General features: G+C 64.3%; 5 protein-coding genes. 2 read left to right on the top strand and 3 right to left on the bottom strand.

What is annotated here, in order from left to right; genetic code table 11:
• The first annotated feature begins 470 nt into the window (after window positions 1–470).
• Window positions 471–1,286, top strand: a complete 816-nt coding sequence (locus tag I7X18_RS04645; RefSeq protein WP_193044331.1) for a hypothetical protein — start codon at window positions 471–473, stop codon at window positions 1,284–1,286.
• Here I7X18_RS04645 and I7X18_RS04640 read toward each other — a convergent pair.
• Window positions 1,283–7,636, bottom strand: a complete 6,354-nt coding sequence (locus I7X18_RS04640) for an anti-phage protein ProA (RefSeq protein ID WP_193044332.1) — start codon at window positions 7,634–7,636, stop codon at window positions 1,283–1,285. The genes I7X18_RS04645 and I7X18_RS04640 overlap by 4 nt on opposite strands.
• Window positions 7,637–7,876: 240 nt before the next feature.
• On the opposite strand from I7X18_RS04640, the gene I7X18_RS04635 reads away from it, so the two are divergent.
• Complete coding sequence (locus I7X18_RS04635; protein ID WP_193044333.1) at window positions 7,877–8,131, top strand: hypothetical protein; 255 nt, start codon at window positions 7,877–7,879, stop codon at window positions 8,129–8,131.
• A gap of 112 nt (window positions 8,132–8,243) precedes the next feature.
• Here I7X18_RS04635 and I7X18_RS04630 read toward each other — a convergent pair whose 3' ends face one another.
• Together I7X18_RS04630 and I7X18_RS04625 are read right to left on the bottom strand one after the other, a co-directional pair.
• The gene (locus tag I7X18_RS04630; protein ID WP_193044334.1) at window positions 8,244–10,457 is read right to left on the bottom strand and encodes a 3'-5' exonuclease; all 2,214 of its coding nucleotides are present in this window, start codon (window positions 10,455–10,457) and stop codon (window positions 8,244–8,246) included.
• Window positions 10,458–16,844 (bottom strand): DEAD/DEAH box helicase, encoded by a 6,387-nt coding sequence (locus I7X18_RS04625; RefSeq protein ID WP_193044335.1) that lies wholly within the window; start codon window positions 16,842–16,844, stop codon window positions 10,458–10,460. It abuts the gene before it with no gap.
• Window positions 16,845–16,861 lie beyond the last annotated feature (17 nt).

Genomic DNA, 16,861 nt, shown 5'->3' with positions numbered 1-16,861 from the left:
AGATGGCGGCCGAAGACGCACCGAGACGCACGTAGCTTCGAATGTCGGCGACCAGTACCGCGTCGTCTGTGGTCAGGACTAAGCGGGCTCGCAGATTTGCGGAACCACGCTAAGACTTTTCAGGGCGGCGTCTGGCCGCGGCGTCCACCAGCCGTGAGCAACTTCTTCGCGAAGACCCCCCAATAAGCAAGCTGTACCAGTGCAGGACCCACCAATTGCGCGAAATATCGAACTGCGACAGGGTTCGTGCCGCTTCGCAAGTTCAACACCGGCCACCCGCGTTGTCAGAAGCTTGAGGCAGAATGCGCACGTGACGATCTGCAGCCGTTTCAGCGTTGACGGACGACGTTGTGAGAATGCCACCGCCAACGAGGACCGCTGGTGTCGAGAGAACGGGTGCGCGGGATTCACAAGGTCCTCGCTCGCGCAGGCGCCAACGCTGAAAGACGTCAAGTTCTACGGTTCTGAAAGTGAGATCGCAGAAACGGGGGCTCGTCCCGCGCAGATCGCTTCGAGCCCCATCGACGATCAAGGTATGGCCGCAAGCCGTCCGCTCGTTCAAGTTTCACCACGGCGGCACTGATGCGGAAGCGGAGGTGCAGATCCGATGGATGCTAGAGGATTTCTTGGAGAACTCCGGCCGCACGGTCACCACGGCGAATTATCTTGTGCTATCCCGCGAAGGGTACCGCCTCGATATCGGCCCCAATAGGAAGGCGGTCACCGCCTACCGTTCCGCCCATCGGGAGCGAACTTGGGAACAGGTCAAGTTCGGCATCCCGTCTCGAATTGATTCACATCGGGTGGAGCCGATGCCGTTGCTGCCCACGCTCGAGGCTGCCGCACCCGAGCCCGTTCCGCCGAAGCGACCGACGCCGATGACGTTGGCCCGCATCCGACCGGTGGTCAAGCGCGCAGCGCCCACACCGAGCGCCACCGACGAAGAACACGCACATCAACAGCAAGCCGTGATAGACGCAACCAAGGCTGATACACCAGAACCCACCGAATCTCGAGGATCCGTCAATACAAGGCCGCCGGTCAACAACACCGGGAACGCTGCCGAAAGCGCATCAGAAAGGGATGAGCATGGCAAGCCGGTCCATTCCGACCCGCGACCAGCGGAACCCTTCTCGGACCAGCAGAACGTCGAGCAGGCAACGCAATCCGACGACAGTGTGGCAGGCGCTAACCGTTCCACAGGTCGACAGGTGTCGTTGTCCACGGCCGCAGCAATGGCATTCTGCGCTTTGCTAATCGGCCGGCAGCTGGGACGGCGACGTTAGCGAAGAACTACAAGCCCCGACTCAGACACCTGCACTAACTCGTGCTCCAATGCATGCAGAATCGCCGCGTCGAGCCGCGCGCTGATTCCCTGCGTGCGACGCTTGCCACCGAACATCGCCAGAGCATCCCGCTTCAGCTCTTCTCGTTCAATACCGCCGGTCTGCTCCACGATGACGAGCATGGCATTACCGATCTCGACGAGACTCACTTCCTCCAGCGGCCGGCTGAGCCCCTCGGGTGGGATGCGCACCCCTCGCCATGAATCCGGTTGAAGTCCCGTCGGCCAGTAGAAGTCCTTATCGTCCGCCCGCATGAATTCCGACGGCACCACGCGCTGGATCGAGCGCTTCCTGTCGTCGTTGACTTTGCCCAAGCCGAAGGCGCCGGCGACGAGTTTCGCAAGCCGCGCTCGATGCACCGGCGCCTCGGCCGCGATCACCGATTCGGCCACTCGACGCACCGCATCCTTGGCCCATTGACTCGGCAGGGCATCGAGGATGCTGATATCCCCTTCGATGCGCGGTGTCCACTCTCGGAACGTCATCACGTTCGGATGCTGCTTCGGCTTCCATGGCGCGGGTGCGGGCGTCGGCCTCGCTGACCGCAACGGCGCATACTTGAACTGATGCGTGGGCGCCGGCGGTACCTCGTTCTCGAAAACGGCCGGCGCAGGGACGGTCGAGGGCGTGGCGAGCACATTCTTCGCCTCCACCACGGCTGAACGCAACCGACCGATGGTCTCTTCTCGCTGATTCAGCCACTCCGGCAACCACACTCGTTCGACAGCCGGCCACTTCATCAGGTTGCCGAGGACTTCGACCGGTAGACCGTCGCGGTCGGCGACGGTCTTGCGGCCGTACCATTCCTGCCCGTCCAAGAGGACCGCCACCAGCGGCTGCTCCGGGTCTTCTGGGTCGGCGATGACAATGTCGACGCGGAAGTCCGACAGCCCCACATCGGTGCGCACTACGAATCCCTCGGCTCGCAGCACTTCGGCGATTTCCTCACGGTGGCGGTCGATCACCGGTAGCCGTCGACCGCCCTCGGTGATCGTCTCCACTCCGCGTGCGGCCATCTCCAGGTACGCTTTAAGATGCTTCGTGCCGACCTGTGAGGTCTCTTCCGCACGCAGCTCCGAAGGATCGAAACTCGCGTATAGCACCACTTCTCGCCGCGCTCTGGTGATGGCCACGTTCAGTCGACGTTCGCCCCCCGGGCGGGAGAGCGGCCCGAAGTTGAGCGGTACTACGCCTTTGTCGTTCTTGCTGAACGCGATGGAAAAGAGAATGGCGTCGCGTTCATCGCCCTGCACGTTCTCGAGGTTTTTCACGAACAGACCGTCAGGCTCGTCGAGGGCTTGCAGCAAGCGATCATCGCCGGCATCTCGCAGCAGATTCTCGATCAGGTCGCGTTGCGGTGCGTTAAACGTAATGACGCCCAGCGACGGGGCCTCCGCCGGCGAGTCGTCGAACCGCCGCATGATGTCCTCCACGATGGCCTTTGCCTCAACGTGGTTTGTCCGCAGTGCCTTACCGCGCCCGCTCCGCTCGAAATGCCCGTTGACCCGCACAAGCGAAATGCCGTGCTCACTCGCGGTCGCGAGAGGCGCGGGGAACGACGCGAGTTGGCCGTTGTAGTAGTGGAAGTTGCTGAAGGCGATCAGGGCTTCGTCTTGGCTACGGTAGTGCCAGGACAGCCACTGCTGCGGCACCCGCGCATGCACGCACTCCGTGAGGATGGACTCCTCATCCAATACCACGTCGGGGTTGTAATCCTCGTCTTCATCGACCGCAGCGCTGGCTTCGGCGAAGCTCGTCGGTGGCATCTGCTTGCTGTCCCCAACCACGACAATGGATCTGGCCCGGCCCATCGCACCGACCGCGTCTGCCACGCGAATCTGTGAGGCCTCGTCGAACACCACGATGTCGAACAGGTCCGGCTTGGCGGGGAAGAACCGTGCCACCGAATCGGGACTCATCAGTGTGCACGGAAGGATCTGGGTGATCAGCTCGCTGTAGTTCTCCATGAGCCCGCGCACACTCATGCCGCCGCGTTTACGGTCCAGCTGTCTGCGAAGCCCACCGACCTGGCCGCTCATAGAATCCGAGTCGAAACGCCGGGCACCAAGGATCTGCGCTGGGATGGCCCGGCGCAGCTCTTCTCTGATCTGTCCCGTGCTGACCGTGAAACGTTGGATCGCCTTGCTGTGGGCGGCGACATCGAAGTCACCGAGAGCGCTCGCCTCCAGCCGCTCAGCGACCGACGCTTTGGCCTTGCCGCGGTCGAACGCGAGTGCGGCGTCGTCAGCAACCACCGTGCCTTTCAGAATTCCGGTCCGCGCGGTGGTCATCCCCGCGTGACGGAGCGGCTCGACGTGGCTGACCAAGTCGACCCAACGGTCGATCGAAGCCGACGACTCCAACTTTCGGTCTGTGCGGGTCTCCCACCACTGTTCGACGAACGACCCTTCGCCCGCCCAGGCCCGCTGCTGTTCCGGTGATGCGCCCGTCGCGTCCTGCAATCGCTTCCAGGCCTTGGCCAGCAGATCGAGCTGCGTGCTCAGCTCGCCTTGTCGGGTGCTCGTGAAGAAGCCCCGTAAGACGCGGGCATACTCGTCGTCCGCATTGGCAGAAATCACGGCGGCAACGCGACGGATAGCGGCGATGTTGTCGCGCAGGTAGGTCGCATCTGCGGCGGCCATTGGATTCCACGGTCGATTGAAGAGCTGCAGGGGCAGCGCCGCGACCTGTGCGCGTAGTCCGGCGACCAAGGCATGCGTGTGACGGACCTGCTCCAACAACGCCGAGAGCGATTTCAGGTCGACGGTGTCGGCGTCGACCGCCAGGGCCGGAGTGATCTGCTCGACGACCGCCCGGCGGCGTTTTTTGCGGCCGAAGAAGCCGGACTCGTCAGCAGCTACGGCAGCCTGGTGAATCGCCGGTATATCGAGATCCATGGCGGCAGGAGTAATCACGGCCTCCCAGTCGTGTTTCGTGCCGGTGATGGCTCTTACGAGTTCCTCGACGGCTCGAAGTTGGGCGGCGGCTGCGCTCGACTGCAGCGTGTCGATCGCATCGAGTGGATACCGCGGCTCTCCGGCGAGAATCGCCCAGGCCGCGACCGCCGAGAGATCAGCCGCATGGGATAACTGGTGCAACGACAGACCTGCCCTTTGGACCTCATCCAGGGCGCGATCGAACTCCGCTGCCGCCGCGTGTATCTCAGCCCCGTCAAGACCCTGCTGAGGAGGCACATCGACAAAGCCCCACGGGTGTTCACGGCGTGGGCGCGCGAGATCCGCTTTCTCCGGCAGCGTTCTCAGGGCTTGGCTGACGCGCTCGAGGAGTTCGGGGTTTCCACTCGCCACCAATTGCTCTGGCACGTCGAGTGGGTCGACGTGCCGGTCAGCCGCCAGCTCTCGGGAACGCGCGGAGTACAGCGATTGACCGACGGCGTTGGTCTCGTGGAGCCGAGTGGCATATCGTCCCAACGACCCGCGGCTCGACTCCGCTGCCTGCAACTGGGTGTGCAGGAGATCCTCGTCGTGGTGGATGCGCAACTCGAGCGCTTCTTTGATCTGCCCGCGGACAGCGGCCGGCCGCGCCGATTTGTCGTGGAGATTGAGCGACAGCTCACCCAGCCCGACCGCTTCCAGTCGCTTCTTGACCACATCGAGAGCTGCACGCTTCTCTGCCACGAACAGCACCCGGCGGCCTTGAGCCATGGCATGGGCCAACAGGTTTGTGATCGTCTGCGATTTCCCAGTACCGGGCGGTCCTTCGAGAACGAAGGTGCGGCCGGCCACTGCGTCGGCGACCGCACGAAGTTGCGACGAATCTGCCGGCACGGGAACCGCGGCATTGAGCTCGTCGAGGTCGACGTCAGCGGAGGGGGTCACCGGGTCGGTGAAAGGCTCCTGCGGCGTCTCAATGAGGTGCTCGACCAAGGGATTGCGAGACAACGACTTCCATGATTCGTCGAGGTCTTTCCACAGCGGAAACTTCGCGAACTGAAGAATCGCCAGGTGAACGGTGTCTTCGACGCGGAAGTGCAGCCCGGCGTCGGCGATAGCTCGACGCACACCGTTGAAGGTGCCGACGAGATCGATCCCAGAGGCATCCTCGGCCGGATTCGACAACTCGGGGATGTGTAGGTTCAAGGCCACTCGCAGCTTTTCGACGAGGCAGTAGTTCGGTGTCGACGTACCGGCTTCGTCGAGGGTGAGCTGGTATCGCTCGCCGCGGTTCTTGGTGGAGATATTCACAGGCACCAGGACCAGTGGTGACCGCAGTTCGCGGTCGTTGAAGTGCCAGTGCAGCATGCCGAAAGCCAGGTACAGATTGTTCGCGCCGGTCTCCTCGACGATGGTTTTGGCCTTGTTCGCCAGGTAGCGCAACTTGTTCTTGTAGGCGGCGTCGGTGATGTCGATGTAGGTAGTTCGCTTCTCGGCGAGCTGCACTTCGCGCTCGGCTTCGGGTAGATCGCGTCCGAAGCGGATACCGCGCGCGGTGTCGACACTTTTCACTTCGTCGGAGGGCAGCAGCACGACGGGAGCGCCGGCGTTTACGGCGTCTTCGAACCGGCCGAGTGCGCGGCCCGGCACCTCCAAGCGGTAGCCGGCGCGGTCCGTGTAGTTGATCAACTTGTTGCGGAGGCTGAGGTCGAGCAACGCGTTCTTCCACTGCGCAATGCGGGCGGGCACGAGCTCGTCGACTGAGGTGCGGGCCTGACCCTGTGCCGGCAGATAGGGCGCAATGGACCGCCCGGCGCCCGGTTGATAAGTGGTGACCACGACGTTGCCCTCGGCGTCGATCGACCGGCTGGGGAGCGGGTAAATCCTTGCCTCGCGCGCCTGCCGAATGTCAGTGATCCCGACGATCCCCGAGAGGTCGCCCGTTAGGTGCGACCTTCGGGGTGCGTGGGTGGCGTCGACGAAGGACGGCTGGTCCGCAGCCTGGGTCAGCATGGTGGTTTCGATCAGGGCGATGTGGCCCAGGTCAACCTGGTTGACGACGTCGACGACTTCGGTGGTGGACACCATGCTGAGCGCGGAGTCGGTGCGCCAGTAGCCGAGGAATGCGTGGCCCCGCAGAACCCACAGCGTGGTGTTGATGCCCGCCTGTTCGAGGACGGCTGCCATCGTGAGTGTGGTGTCGAGACAGGTTCCCAGCCGTCCGTCCAGCACTTCGGCTGGTGTTCGGATCTTCTGCCCATCGGCGCCCCAGCTTGCGGGCGGTTCGGCATAGCGGATGTCGCGGGCGCGCATCACGTCGAACACAGCCTTGGCGATCGCATCGACCCGGTCGGGGTTCTCGCTTTGGTAGCCGTCGATTGCCGAGTTTCCGGTCGCGGCCTTCAGATGGTCTGACACCTCGGTCAGCAAGGTGGTGACGGCCGTCGAGTTCGGCTGGACGTATGCGGCGAGCATCTCGAGCGCGAGTTGCGGCGGGGTCGCCTTCCACTGTTTGGCGGCGAGAATGTTGACGTTCTTGGCCGCCTCGGCGAGCACCTGTCCGTTCGCGTCGCGGAGGACGACCCGGATGTCGCCGGGGCTTTGTTCGTCGACCTCGAGCATGGAGGCTGGGTCGAGTTGGAGGTCGACGTTGTTGAGGATGGTCGGCTTGTTCGCGGCCAGGTCGAGGTGCACTTCCCGGGGGCCACCATGGCTGCCAATAGCGCTGACAACATCGACTTCGATGACGGCGCCGTGAAGGTCGCTGGTGACGTGGTCAACGGTGATGTGGTCGATCACCGGGATCCGGCAGTGCGCCATTGCGTAGCTGAGGTCGGAGACCGCGGAGATTCCGATCCGCGGTGCGTCGACGTCACCGGCATTCGGGCCGGGCGTCACCTTCACCTGCGAAGCGACCTGTTCCGCCGGGGCTTGTTCGGCTCTGGGCGTCACCTGGACGGGTGCGACGGTCGCCTTGAGGCCGGCGACCTCGTCGGCTTGCGCGTCAGCGCCGATGGCGCGAAGGAGGAGTTCGGCCGAGTCGATCGCCCGGTAGGCCCGGGCGGCGTCGAAATGCTCGTTATGCGCCCACTCGTTGCGGACGCTCCGCAGTTCGCGCGCGTAGTTCTCGGCCTGCCGCGACAAGTGACGCGAGAAGGGGTAGCCGAGGAGGTCACCGAGCCGCTCCGTCATGGCCCGCAGCATCAGCGACAGGTCACGGTTGCGGTACTCACCGCCGCGGCGCCCGTTCGCAGCGTCCTTCGCGCGAAGCACGTCCGGCCAGTCTGTGCCCGCAGGTAGGGCGGGACTCAAAACGCGACTGACGAACGGCTGGAGCCCGTCGATCAGCGAACCCAAGGCCTCACCGACGAGCTGATGATGGTCGACGCGGTTCATGCGCACCCTCCCCTGTGGATCCTTCGGTACTGGGGCTCCCCCAAAGCGCCCCGGCAGAGGTTAGAGCTCGGGTCCGACAAGTTAGGCGCGCTCATGAAAGCACGTCGATAACGGTTCTGTCAGGCTGTCGGATCACTCGTCAGTCGTCCAAAACCAAAATCAGTCTGTGTGTCGACGTGGCGAGCCACTGCTCGCCCAGCTGTGGGCGCTCATGGTGGGCCGACCAGTACCGTTGGCATCATGGCACTCATTCGTTCGCTGGAGCCCGACAAGCAAGTCGCTCGGCCGCCTCGCACGGAGGTCGATTGTCTCTACACGACGGTGAACACCGATGATGGACAACGACTGCTGCGCCTGGCCACACTGGGTTCCGATCAGCGCAAGTTACACCCGAAGCCCAGCCAGATCATCGAGCTCGACGAGACGATGGCGGCGAAGCTCGTCGCGGTGCTTCAAGAAGCGTTTCCACGAATCGCAAACCGCGACGGAACGTAGCTGGGCAGACCCGCTGAAGCTGGGTGTTGCATTAGCTGAATTCCAAGTCAGTCGCTGTCGTGGATCGGGTCGTCAGCGTCCACCATTTGTTCGTCGTTCGACTTTCTGCCGGTTATCTTCCGGCTCCCAACAATTCAGACTGTTTGCCGCTCCACGTCACGACAAGCGAGTCCCGCGCTCGACTACTCGCGACGTAGAGCAAGGATCTCTCCCGCAATAGCGCTTCCGTTCGCTCTTCCTCCGGTACCCCCCGCAGCGCGACTGGAGCCGGAACGTGCTTATCGTCGGCGCCGGACAAGATCACCCGCGAGAACTCCATGCCTTTAGCGCGATGCATGGTCATAACAACTGGCTGACCTGGAGAAGCCGCTGATCGATCGACGGCCCGGACGGAAACGCCGCGCTCGCTCAGGCCCCGCACGAATCGGTCGCGGTCATCCTGGCTCCTCGTCAGTACCGCAATGCTTTCGGGCACTACGCCGTCGTCCAGCCAGGCCTTGATCAGGTCGGCCACCTTCTGCAGTTCGGCCACCTGACTCTCGCATCCGATCAGCTGCGGTTCGGGACCGCTGCGCGCCGAGCGGTAATCCGTTGTCTTCTCTGCCTCTTGTTCCAGGTCGGTGTACTGAGCACCCGACAACACCCCGACTGCGAACGCCAAGTTCTGAGCCGTCGTCCGGTAATTCAGCGTCAGACGGCGGGACCTGCCCACGATCTTGATGCCGAAGCGGCTCAGCACAATTGGGCTGCCATAAATGCGTTGATGGGAGTCCTCGGCGATGAACAGGTCATTCGGCCCCTCGGCCGCCAACGCACGCAGCAACGCCCAGTGGGTTGCATGCAGATCCTGAGCCTCGTCAACGATCACGTGGTCTGCGAGATACCCTTCCCCCGCCTCCGCTCTTATCCGCAACGCTTCCGCGGCGAGTGCCAACACCTCAGGGAAGCTGAGCGTCTCGTCCATCTCGCTCTGACGCCGGTAGGCCTCGACCAAATTCCACACCGCGATCCGCTGCGGACGGTTGAGCCGCACCCCTCGACCCGGCCGCGCCACCTTTGCGTACTGCTCGAGCGAGATAATCCGGTTGGCCAACACCACGGCGACGTACTCACTTTCCAGGAACCCCGGGGTCGCCAACTTGCTGTCAAGCCCCGACTGCACCGTGGCTGCAACGTCGCGCCACACCGCGACGGACGACGTGCGCTGTGGACCGACAACGCCGCTTCGGCCAAAGATCGTCTGAAACGCACTATTGACGTACGACCATGAACTATCGACGACCGCCTTTGCCAAAGAATCGACCCCACCGACGTATATTCCGGTATCGCCCGGCTTTTCAGCGATGACGACATCGGGATCCAGCGCCCGGACGTCAGCCTTCAGACCGTCAGCGAGTGCGGTGTTGTAGGTCGTCAGAACGATGCGTGCGTGGGGATTGTGCTTCGCGAGCCGCCGCGCTCGGTGAATGGCGACGACGGTCTTGCCGGTGCCCGCGCCGCCAGACAGCCGAAACGCCCCGCTAGTATCCGACTCGACATACTTGCGCTGCTCGGGATGCAGGAAGATCCGCCACGCGGCGAAGTCACCCCCCTCGATGACACGGCGCAACTCGTCGTTGTCCTCGATAAAGGCGAACTGCATCTTTGATGCCGGACGCTCCAGCGCCTTGATGATCTCTTCGTCTTCGTCGCGCTTGGTATCGATGGGCGTCTCGGTGAATCCGTGCTTCTCGCGGATCGTTTCGACCGCGATCCCGGTAGCAAGGTCGAGCAGTGCGCTGCCCTCCCAGTCCAGTGCGCCTTCAGCGGCATCCATGAGCGCCGCTTCGTCCGATGCCGCCATCGCTCGCTCTGCTACCTCGACGCTGATGCCCAAGCGGTCGGTCAGATCGGTAAGCGTGTAACCGACACCCGCAAGATATGAAACATCGGGAACGGGTTTCGGCGGCAGCGCTTTTGAATCAGGCTCCGCCAATGCTGTCGCCGGCTCACCGATCAAGCCTTCCAGCGTGCCGTTGATTGGGTTGACCCGCAGCGTCGCACGTTCGGCGAGCTTGATGGCCTCGTCGTGCCCCCACGTGCCCATGTAGATATAGGTGGGGCCGCTCGACTTGTCGTCGACGCGGAAAAGAACGGCACGATAGTGCAAGTCGACACGGCCCGTACGGACCCGAGGGTCGACTGCCGCCTTCATTGGTTCGATGTGCAGCGACGCCTGAGTGTCATCGGCATTGAGCTTTTCGAAGAAGTCGTACACCTTGTTCTTAATCGAGCCGTCCAGCTTGGACATTGCCTTGCTGTTCGACGCGATGACCAAGTTCGCCATCTACACCACCCCGTTCGATTTCAACGCTGAGACCAGCTGTTCGATGTCGGCCGGATATACCGTCCAACCGCTAGGAGATTCACCGGCGTCAAAAGCGACGCCGATCTTCGCGCCTACCCATGCCATGTCGATGACGTCGCCGCTATCGGTTTCGTAGCCGAGTTCTGGAACTGCCACTCCTGCGTCAGCGAGGGCGCGGATGAGTTCGCGCTCAGTGTCCGAAACTGCCTCGGCCAACAATGCCTCCCAGGCCGCGGGCAGCAACACTGTTGGCGCACCGTCCCATTCGGCTGGGGGCGCCGCCTCTAACAGCGTGCGTGTGGAGACGCGGGTGGCATCGCTGATACCCAACCAGTTGGACAGTCGCACCCACTCCTTCCACGCCGCGCCGTCCGAGTAGTCGAGCCGGTCGTCACGGTCGTCGACGGCGAGCACGGCCTTCGGCGGGTCGACGGCTGTGCGCACTCCTGCCGTGACTGTGACGCCGCCGGCAACATACGCCCAACACATGTCCGGACCGGAGCCCGCGAACGAGGCCCCTCCGTCCAGGGCAGTAATCGCGGCGGCTCGCACGGTGTCGGACTCGCTGTGCGCGCGATTGTCCCCGCGTACAAACAGGTACGGCATCCACGTGCTGAAGTGCTTCCATGCGTCGAAATTTGGATCGATCATGAACTCCAGCAGTTGGGTTACCGGGTCCTTCGCCTGCAACCGGACCAGGCTGGGCTGCACGTGGAACTTGCTGGTGACAAAGTTGGCCGCCTTCTGATCGAACCAACTGGGCTCAGCTGATTCACCAGCTTTGAAGCGCTGCAGATCGTCATGGCTGAAGGACCACACCAGAAAACCGGCCTTTCGCAGTGCCGCGCGCTTGTCGGCGTCGTCGGCCACGCGGTTGCGGTCGCCGGTCCCGGCGTGAAAGGCGCGGCCGTCGGCGAAGATGGCGATTCGGGGGATGTCGGGATCGGCAGTCTGCAGCACGAAGTCCGGCTTGACAAAGTCAAGCGAAACCTGCGGCCGCAATGACCATTTACGTGGCGTACTGCCCTGCAGCGTGATCGTCGCCGACGGTCCATACGTGCCGGGCTTCTCGACGACGGCCGCGCCCATCAATTTGAGCCGAGCGATGAACGATGCGTAGAAGTCACGTTCAAGGAACGACTCGTCGCTCACCGGCGTGGGAGGAGGTGCCTTCTCGGTGACGTCGGCGGTCCAGTCCTCGAGGTCAGGGGTGGCATGCGACCCGACATCCAGGATGTCGTCGAGCAGTTTCAACGCCGTCAGCCGGGATACCTTATCCATCTCGTAGGGCGCGGCGAACGGCAGCAGACAACGGTGGCACGCCAGTCGGTCCTCGTCTCGGCAGGGGCATTCGCGCACGATCTGACGAGCGGCGGCGAGTGCGGCGAAAACCTTAGTGTGGTCTGCGAATTCGGCGAGATAGCCGGTGCCGCCAGGAACGGTGTCGTGAATGAGTAGCGCCCGGCGGTCAGGTGCCCAGAGCGCGTCGCTAATGGTGGCGACGTCAAGGTGCTCAGGCGAACCACCAATCACCTGGCGCAACCCCAGCAGGATCGCAGCGGCGAGGCTGGGATGAGCGAAGTTGTCGAACTCCATCTGCGGCGGCAGATGCAGCAGAACGCCCTGGGTGCGCAATCGGCGGGCCAGGGCAATGTCGCGAACGTCCTCACTGGCCGAATCACGCAGACGGCACCAGGTGCGGTGCTCGTAGCGGCTGTTGCGCCCCGCTGCACCGTCGAGTTGGCCGCAGGCGGCGCACACGCGGAACAGGCCGCTGGCCGACTCTTGTCCGGCGATCAGCCGCTTCTTGCCCTTCGACGTCCGCCGACCCAGATTGATCCACCGAATATCCAAGCGCCGCAGGTACTCAGCACCAAAAGCCGAACTCTCCCGGAACCAGGTGCGGCCCACCTGTGTGGGATCGATATCAGCAGCGGTGACGATAGTGAACGGTTCCTGCTTGCGGTTGTCACGGATGTCATTGATGGTCGCCTCGTCACGACGCACCTCGGCCGACACCCGGGTCATCTCGACGACAGGCAGGTGCTGACTAACGTCGGCGATGGCACCACTGTGACAGCGAGGGCAACTCGCCGCCGGTTCGGGCGTCGGCCCGGACGGTCCCGTCCTGGCCCAGCCGCATTGTGGGCAGACCTGCCAGGAATGAATGTTGGACTCGCCGGTTCCCAAGTCAACCGCGTCAATGGTGACGGCAAGACCTTGAGCATAGAACGTGGCCCCGGGGGCCAGTTCGGTGAGGGCCACCCGCGATCCCCGCTGGTAACTGAGCTCCTCCCCCATGTACTCGTTGCTATCCGGGTCGATCCAAGTGACGCCGACATCCAAGGTGACCGCATCGTCGAGCAGCGTGTAGTTGGGCAGTACGCCGTAGCGTTCGAGCACCGCGATCCAGTAGTCGCGAGTCAGTGAGTTAATCTGCGCACCAAGGAGTTTGAGTGAGCCCTTGGCGATCTTGTAAGCGCGCCGATCGTCGTCGGTGGCTGCCGGTGACGACGCGCGGCGTTCGAACTCGGGCAAGTCGGCGTCGACGGCGGCTCTGCGTGTGGTGAGTTCGTCGAGGTCTAGTCGCCATTGGTAGCTCGCGGCCATTAGCCGCTGGGTAAGCCCGCTCGGCCCCCCTTCGGAAGGGGCGCTGGCCCACGCCCGGAGGCCGGCAACGGAATCCGGGCTGAGATGGTCGCCGAACTGGCCTAAGAAGCGGTTGAGCAGCTCCGCGCTATCGGTCGCGGCGGTCTCGAGCAACCGCGCCAGCCAGCTGTTATCGCCATCATCGCCGAGCACTGAGCGCGCGTCTGTCGGCGGATCGAGCTTTGGATCGCGGGCGAATTGGTCGACGATGTGGGCGACGTACTGCCGCTGCAGGATCTCCTCGGCACTGAGGAACGTCGCGGGTGGCCGCACGTCACCTTGGATCACCGACAGCGGTTCGAACAGCTTCGGAAGGTGTTCGCCGCGACCACGGACGTAGGCCAGGATCAGCGAGTTCCCGGTCAGCCGGCCGGCGCGGCCGACGCGCTGCAGGTACGAAGACACCGAGCGGGGCAGTGATCCGAGCATCACAGTGGACAGGTCGCCGATGTCGATGCCCATCTCCAACGTGGGCGTCGCGACGAGCACGTTGGGAGCTTGCGGGTCGGTGCCGCCGCATTTGAAGGCGGTCTCGTAGTCGAGCCGGGTCTTGGTTGGCAGCAGACTCGTGTGCTCGCGGGCGACGACGCGTCTCATGTTGGTCGAGTCGTAGAGCCGCCGGTAGAAGTTGTCGGCTTTGGGAGTTCGGCGGAGCCAACCGGGACAACGGATCAGGATGCAGGGTGCGCCATCGAGTTCGTCAATGGTGGTGGTGCTGCCCGGGACGGGGGTCTGGCAGACATCGCAGGCAAGCAAATGCCGCATGTTGAGCAGTGCCTCCACGGGGGGCGCGCTCACCTGCACGGTGGCGGGCGCCAGATAGTAGACGGTGGAGCCCGTTTCAGTGGTGAGGGTGGATAGCAGCATCTGGTCGGTGAGTTCGGCAAACAGCGCCTTGGCCAGGTAGGTGCCATCGTGTGGGCTGACGTCCAGGCATCTCGTGGCCCATCGGGCATACCAGGACGACGCGGCCGTGATCGCGTCGAAGCCCTCAGGCAGCGTCCCAGTTCCGGACTTGAGCGCCGGAAAGGCGGGTGCGGGTCGACCTTTCGGGAAGGCGGGCATGCCCTGGCCGCGCGGCCGGCCGCCCCAGACGTGGTAGCGGTTGGCGTTCTTCTCGATATACGGGCGCAACCAGTCGTGGTGGATACCACCGCGGGTGCGGACCCGTTCCGCTGTGCCGCGTACCCATCTGGCCAGTGCCTCGTCAGAAACCCCGGTCAGTGGCAGTTGGGTGGGGTCGGCCCGATCGAGTGCGCGTCGCCCGAGGATCGGCGCCTTGTGCGGAGCACCCAGGTAGACCTCAGCGGCGACGCTGCCGGTGAGTTCCAGGGTGCGGCCGGTGCGGGACTGCAACCCGAATTCGAGGTCGACGTCGAACCGCAGCCGCCGTTTGGCCTTGTTCTCCGCGGCGCGCCGCGAGTTGGGGTGGGCGTCGGGTTGCCAGAACGCGACGAACTCATCGCGGTCGACGATATCGGGTGGCAGCAATTGGTAGCGCAGCATCGGGTCGTTGCCCGCACGGCTGATGACGGCCTGACTCAACTCGTCGAGGTCGAGTTCACCGTCGCCCAAGGCGCCGCGCAGCGCGGTGCGCAAGGTGAGGCTGTGCGAGCGGGCCTGCACGAATCCGGCCCGGTGCGCAGCATCCTGGACGCTGTCGGTGAACATCAGCGCCTTCTTCTCGGCGGCGTCGAGGGTCTTGTCGCCGAACAGGTTTGACAGCGTGACCGACAGCTGGGTGGCCACCGCGCTGCCCAGGAAGCGGATGCCGTCGGTGGCCCCGCACGCCGGGCACACGTCCTCCTTGGACTGCTCGTCGGCGTCGGGTCCGATCAGGGTGAGCACCGGCAGCAGCCCTCCGTCGACGACGTCGGCGCTCTCTGGGTCGGGGGTGGTGTCGAGCAGTTCGCGGTGGTCCAGGTGAAACCAACGCAGCCCTTCCACACCGCCGGACACCTGCGCCTCGGCGGGCGCGGAGATCAGCGCACGGAACCGGGACGCGCCAGCGGCGTGGTCGGCGCGGATCGCCTCGTCGGTGACATCGAGTGCGGTTCCCGTCGGTGCGAGGCGGGCCCCCCATCCGGAGCGACCGCAATGCCGGCAGTACACCGCGGGCAGGTAGAGCTCGTTGTCGTCGGCCAGTGCCCCGTCGTCGGACCAGCGGTACTCGGTGGCGGCCCGGACCGCCCGGTCGACCCGACTGAGTTCCCGGATCCACAGATGAACGTCGACGCCGAGTGCCGCGCGACCGACCTCAGCACGAACGTGGGAGAGCAACGCGAAGACGAACTCCAGGAAGCGGACTCGTATGGCGTGGGTGCGCGCGGCGTCGCGATCGACGGCCACGGCGGGGAACACCCGATTCGCCAGGTCGGCCAACGACACGGCGTCGACAGACCCCTCCAACACGGCTTGAATGAACCGGTGCCGCTTGAGCTGATCGAGCATGTCATCAATGGTCAGGTCCGACCCGACGGCGGAGGCACCTGAAGGGGTGGGTTCCTCAAAGAGGTCAGACTGGGTGGCCGTCTCGAAGAGCTCAGACTGGCTGGGCTTTCCGAAGAGGTCCGATTGAGCGGGCTTCTCGAATAGTTCGGCGAAGACCGCGGAAGCGATGGCCTGGTTGTCGGTGGCGGAGAGGGCCGCGTTGGTGATCCGTTCCAGCGCGTCGGGCAGCCCCGGTTCGACGGGTCTCCACTCGGCGTCACGGGTCCCGAGCCGCGCACTACGCCACTGGTCGGGGGTAAGTCGCGTCTCCTCGATCACCGCATCAGCGTTGAAGGCTTCGCCGAACACGGTGTGCGCGAAGTCGAGCATCGCCGACGGCGCCGCACGTGAGCCCAGCGTCGCCGACGTTGCCACCGGAGTGACCCTGCCGAGCGGGCGGCTTCGGTCCTCGTCGGTGACGCGCGACGTCGCGGTCCAGTGACTCTTCAGCGTCAGGCCGAGCCGACGCAGCAGCATAGCGACGTCGGTGCCCTGCGCACCGTCGTAGGTGTGGAACTCGTCGAGCACCAAGTACTGCAGCGATTCTGCGGACAGCCGCCACATGTCGGCGCGGCCCGGATGCAGCAGCATGTGGTCGAGCATCTTGTAGTTGGTGAGCAGGATGTCCGGTGGCGCGTCGTGCATGAGAGCGCGGTCGGTGATCAGCCCGTCCGCCGACACCCGGGTTCGTCCGCCGCTGGACTGCTCGCCGGTGTAGAGCCCGGCGCTGACCGCGGCCAGCGCGCGGTCGCCGGCGATGAGCTTGGCGAGCCGCTCGGCCTGGTCGTTGGCGAGCGCGTTCATCGGGTAGAGGATCAGCGCCTTCATGCCCGTGACACCGGACTTCTTGGCGCGCAACACGTGATCGAGGATCGGATAGAGGAACGCCTCAGTCTTGCCCGATCCGGTACCGGTGGTGACCAGCGTGGCCTTTGGGCGCTGCCCCTGCTTGGTCGACAAATGTGCGAACGCGCGGGCCTGGTGTCCGTACGGGGTGAAGTCCGGCGGCCACCAGTCCAGGTGCTCGGCCCAGTCGTCGCCGGCCGGGGCGAACGGGAGCCGCAGCCGCACGTACGGTCCCTTGAACATCCCGTTGTCCGGATCGCCGACGAAATCGGTCAGCGCCGATTGCGCGTCGGGGTCAGTAAGCGCGAACGTGGTTGCCAGGTAATCGGTCAGACCCTCGCGAAGGCGTTCGGCCTGCAAAGTGGGTAGGAGTGCGCCCATCAGCTACATCACCTGAT

The organism is Mycolicibacterium baixiangningiae (assembly GCF_016313185.1).
Taxonomy (GTDB): domain Bacteria; phylum Actinomycetota; class Actinomycetes; order Mycobacteriales; family Mycobacteriaceae; genus Mycobacterium; species Mycobacterium baixiangningiae.
This window is presented reverse-complemented; position numbering and strand designations above follow the sequence as displayed.

Excerpts from the sequence above, each read along its gene's own strand:
- I7X18_RS04640 (WP_193044332.1), bottom strand. The coding sequence starts at position 7,636 with ATGAACCGCGTCGACCATCATCAGCTCGTCGGTGAGGCCTTGGGTTCG.
- I7X18_RS04635 (WP_193044333.1), top strand. The coding sequence starts at position 7,877 with ATGGCACTCATTCGTTCGCTGGAGCCCGACAAGCAAGTCGCTCGGCCG.
- I7X18_RS04630 (WP_193044334.1), bottom strand. The coding sequence starts at position 10,457 with ATGGCGAACTTGGTCATCGCGTCGAACAGCAAGGCAATGTCCAAGCTG.
- I7X18_RS04625 (WP_193044335.1), bottom strand. The coding sequence starts at position 16,844 with ATGGGCGCACTCCTACCCACTTTGCAGGCCGAACGCCTTCGCGAGGGT.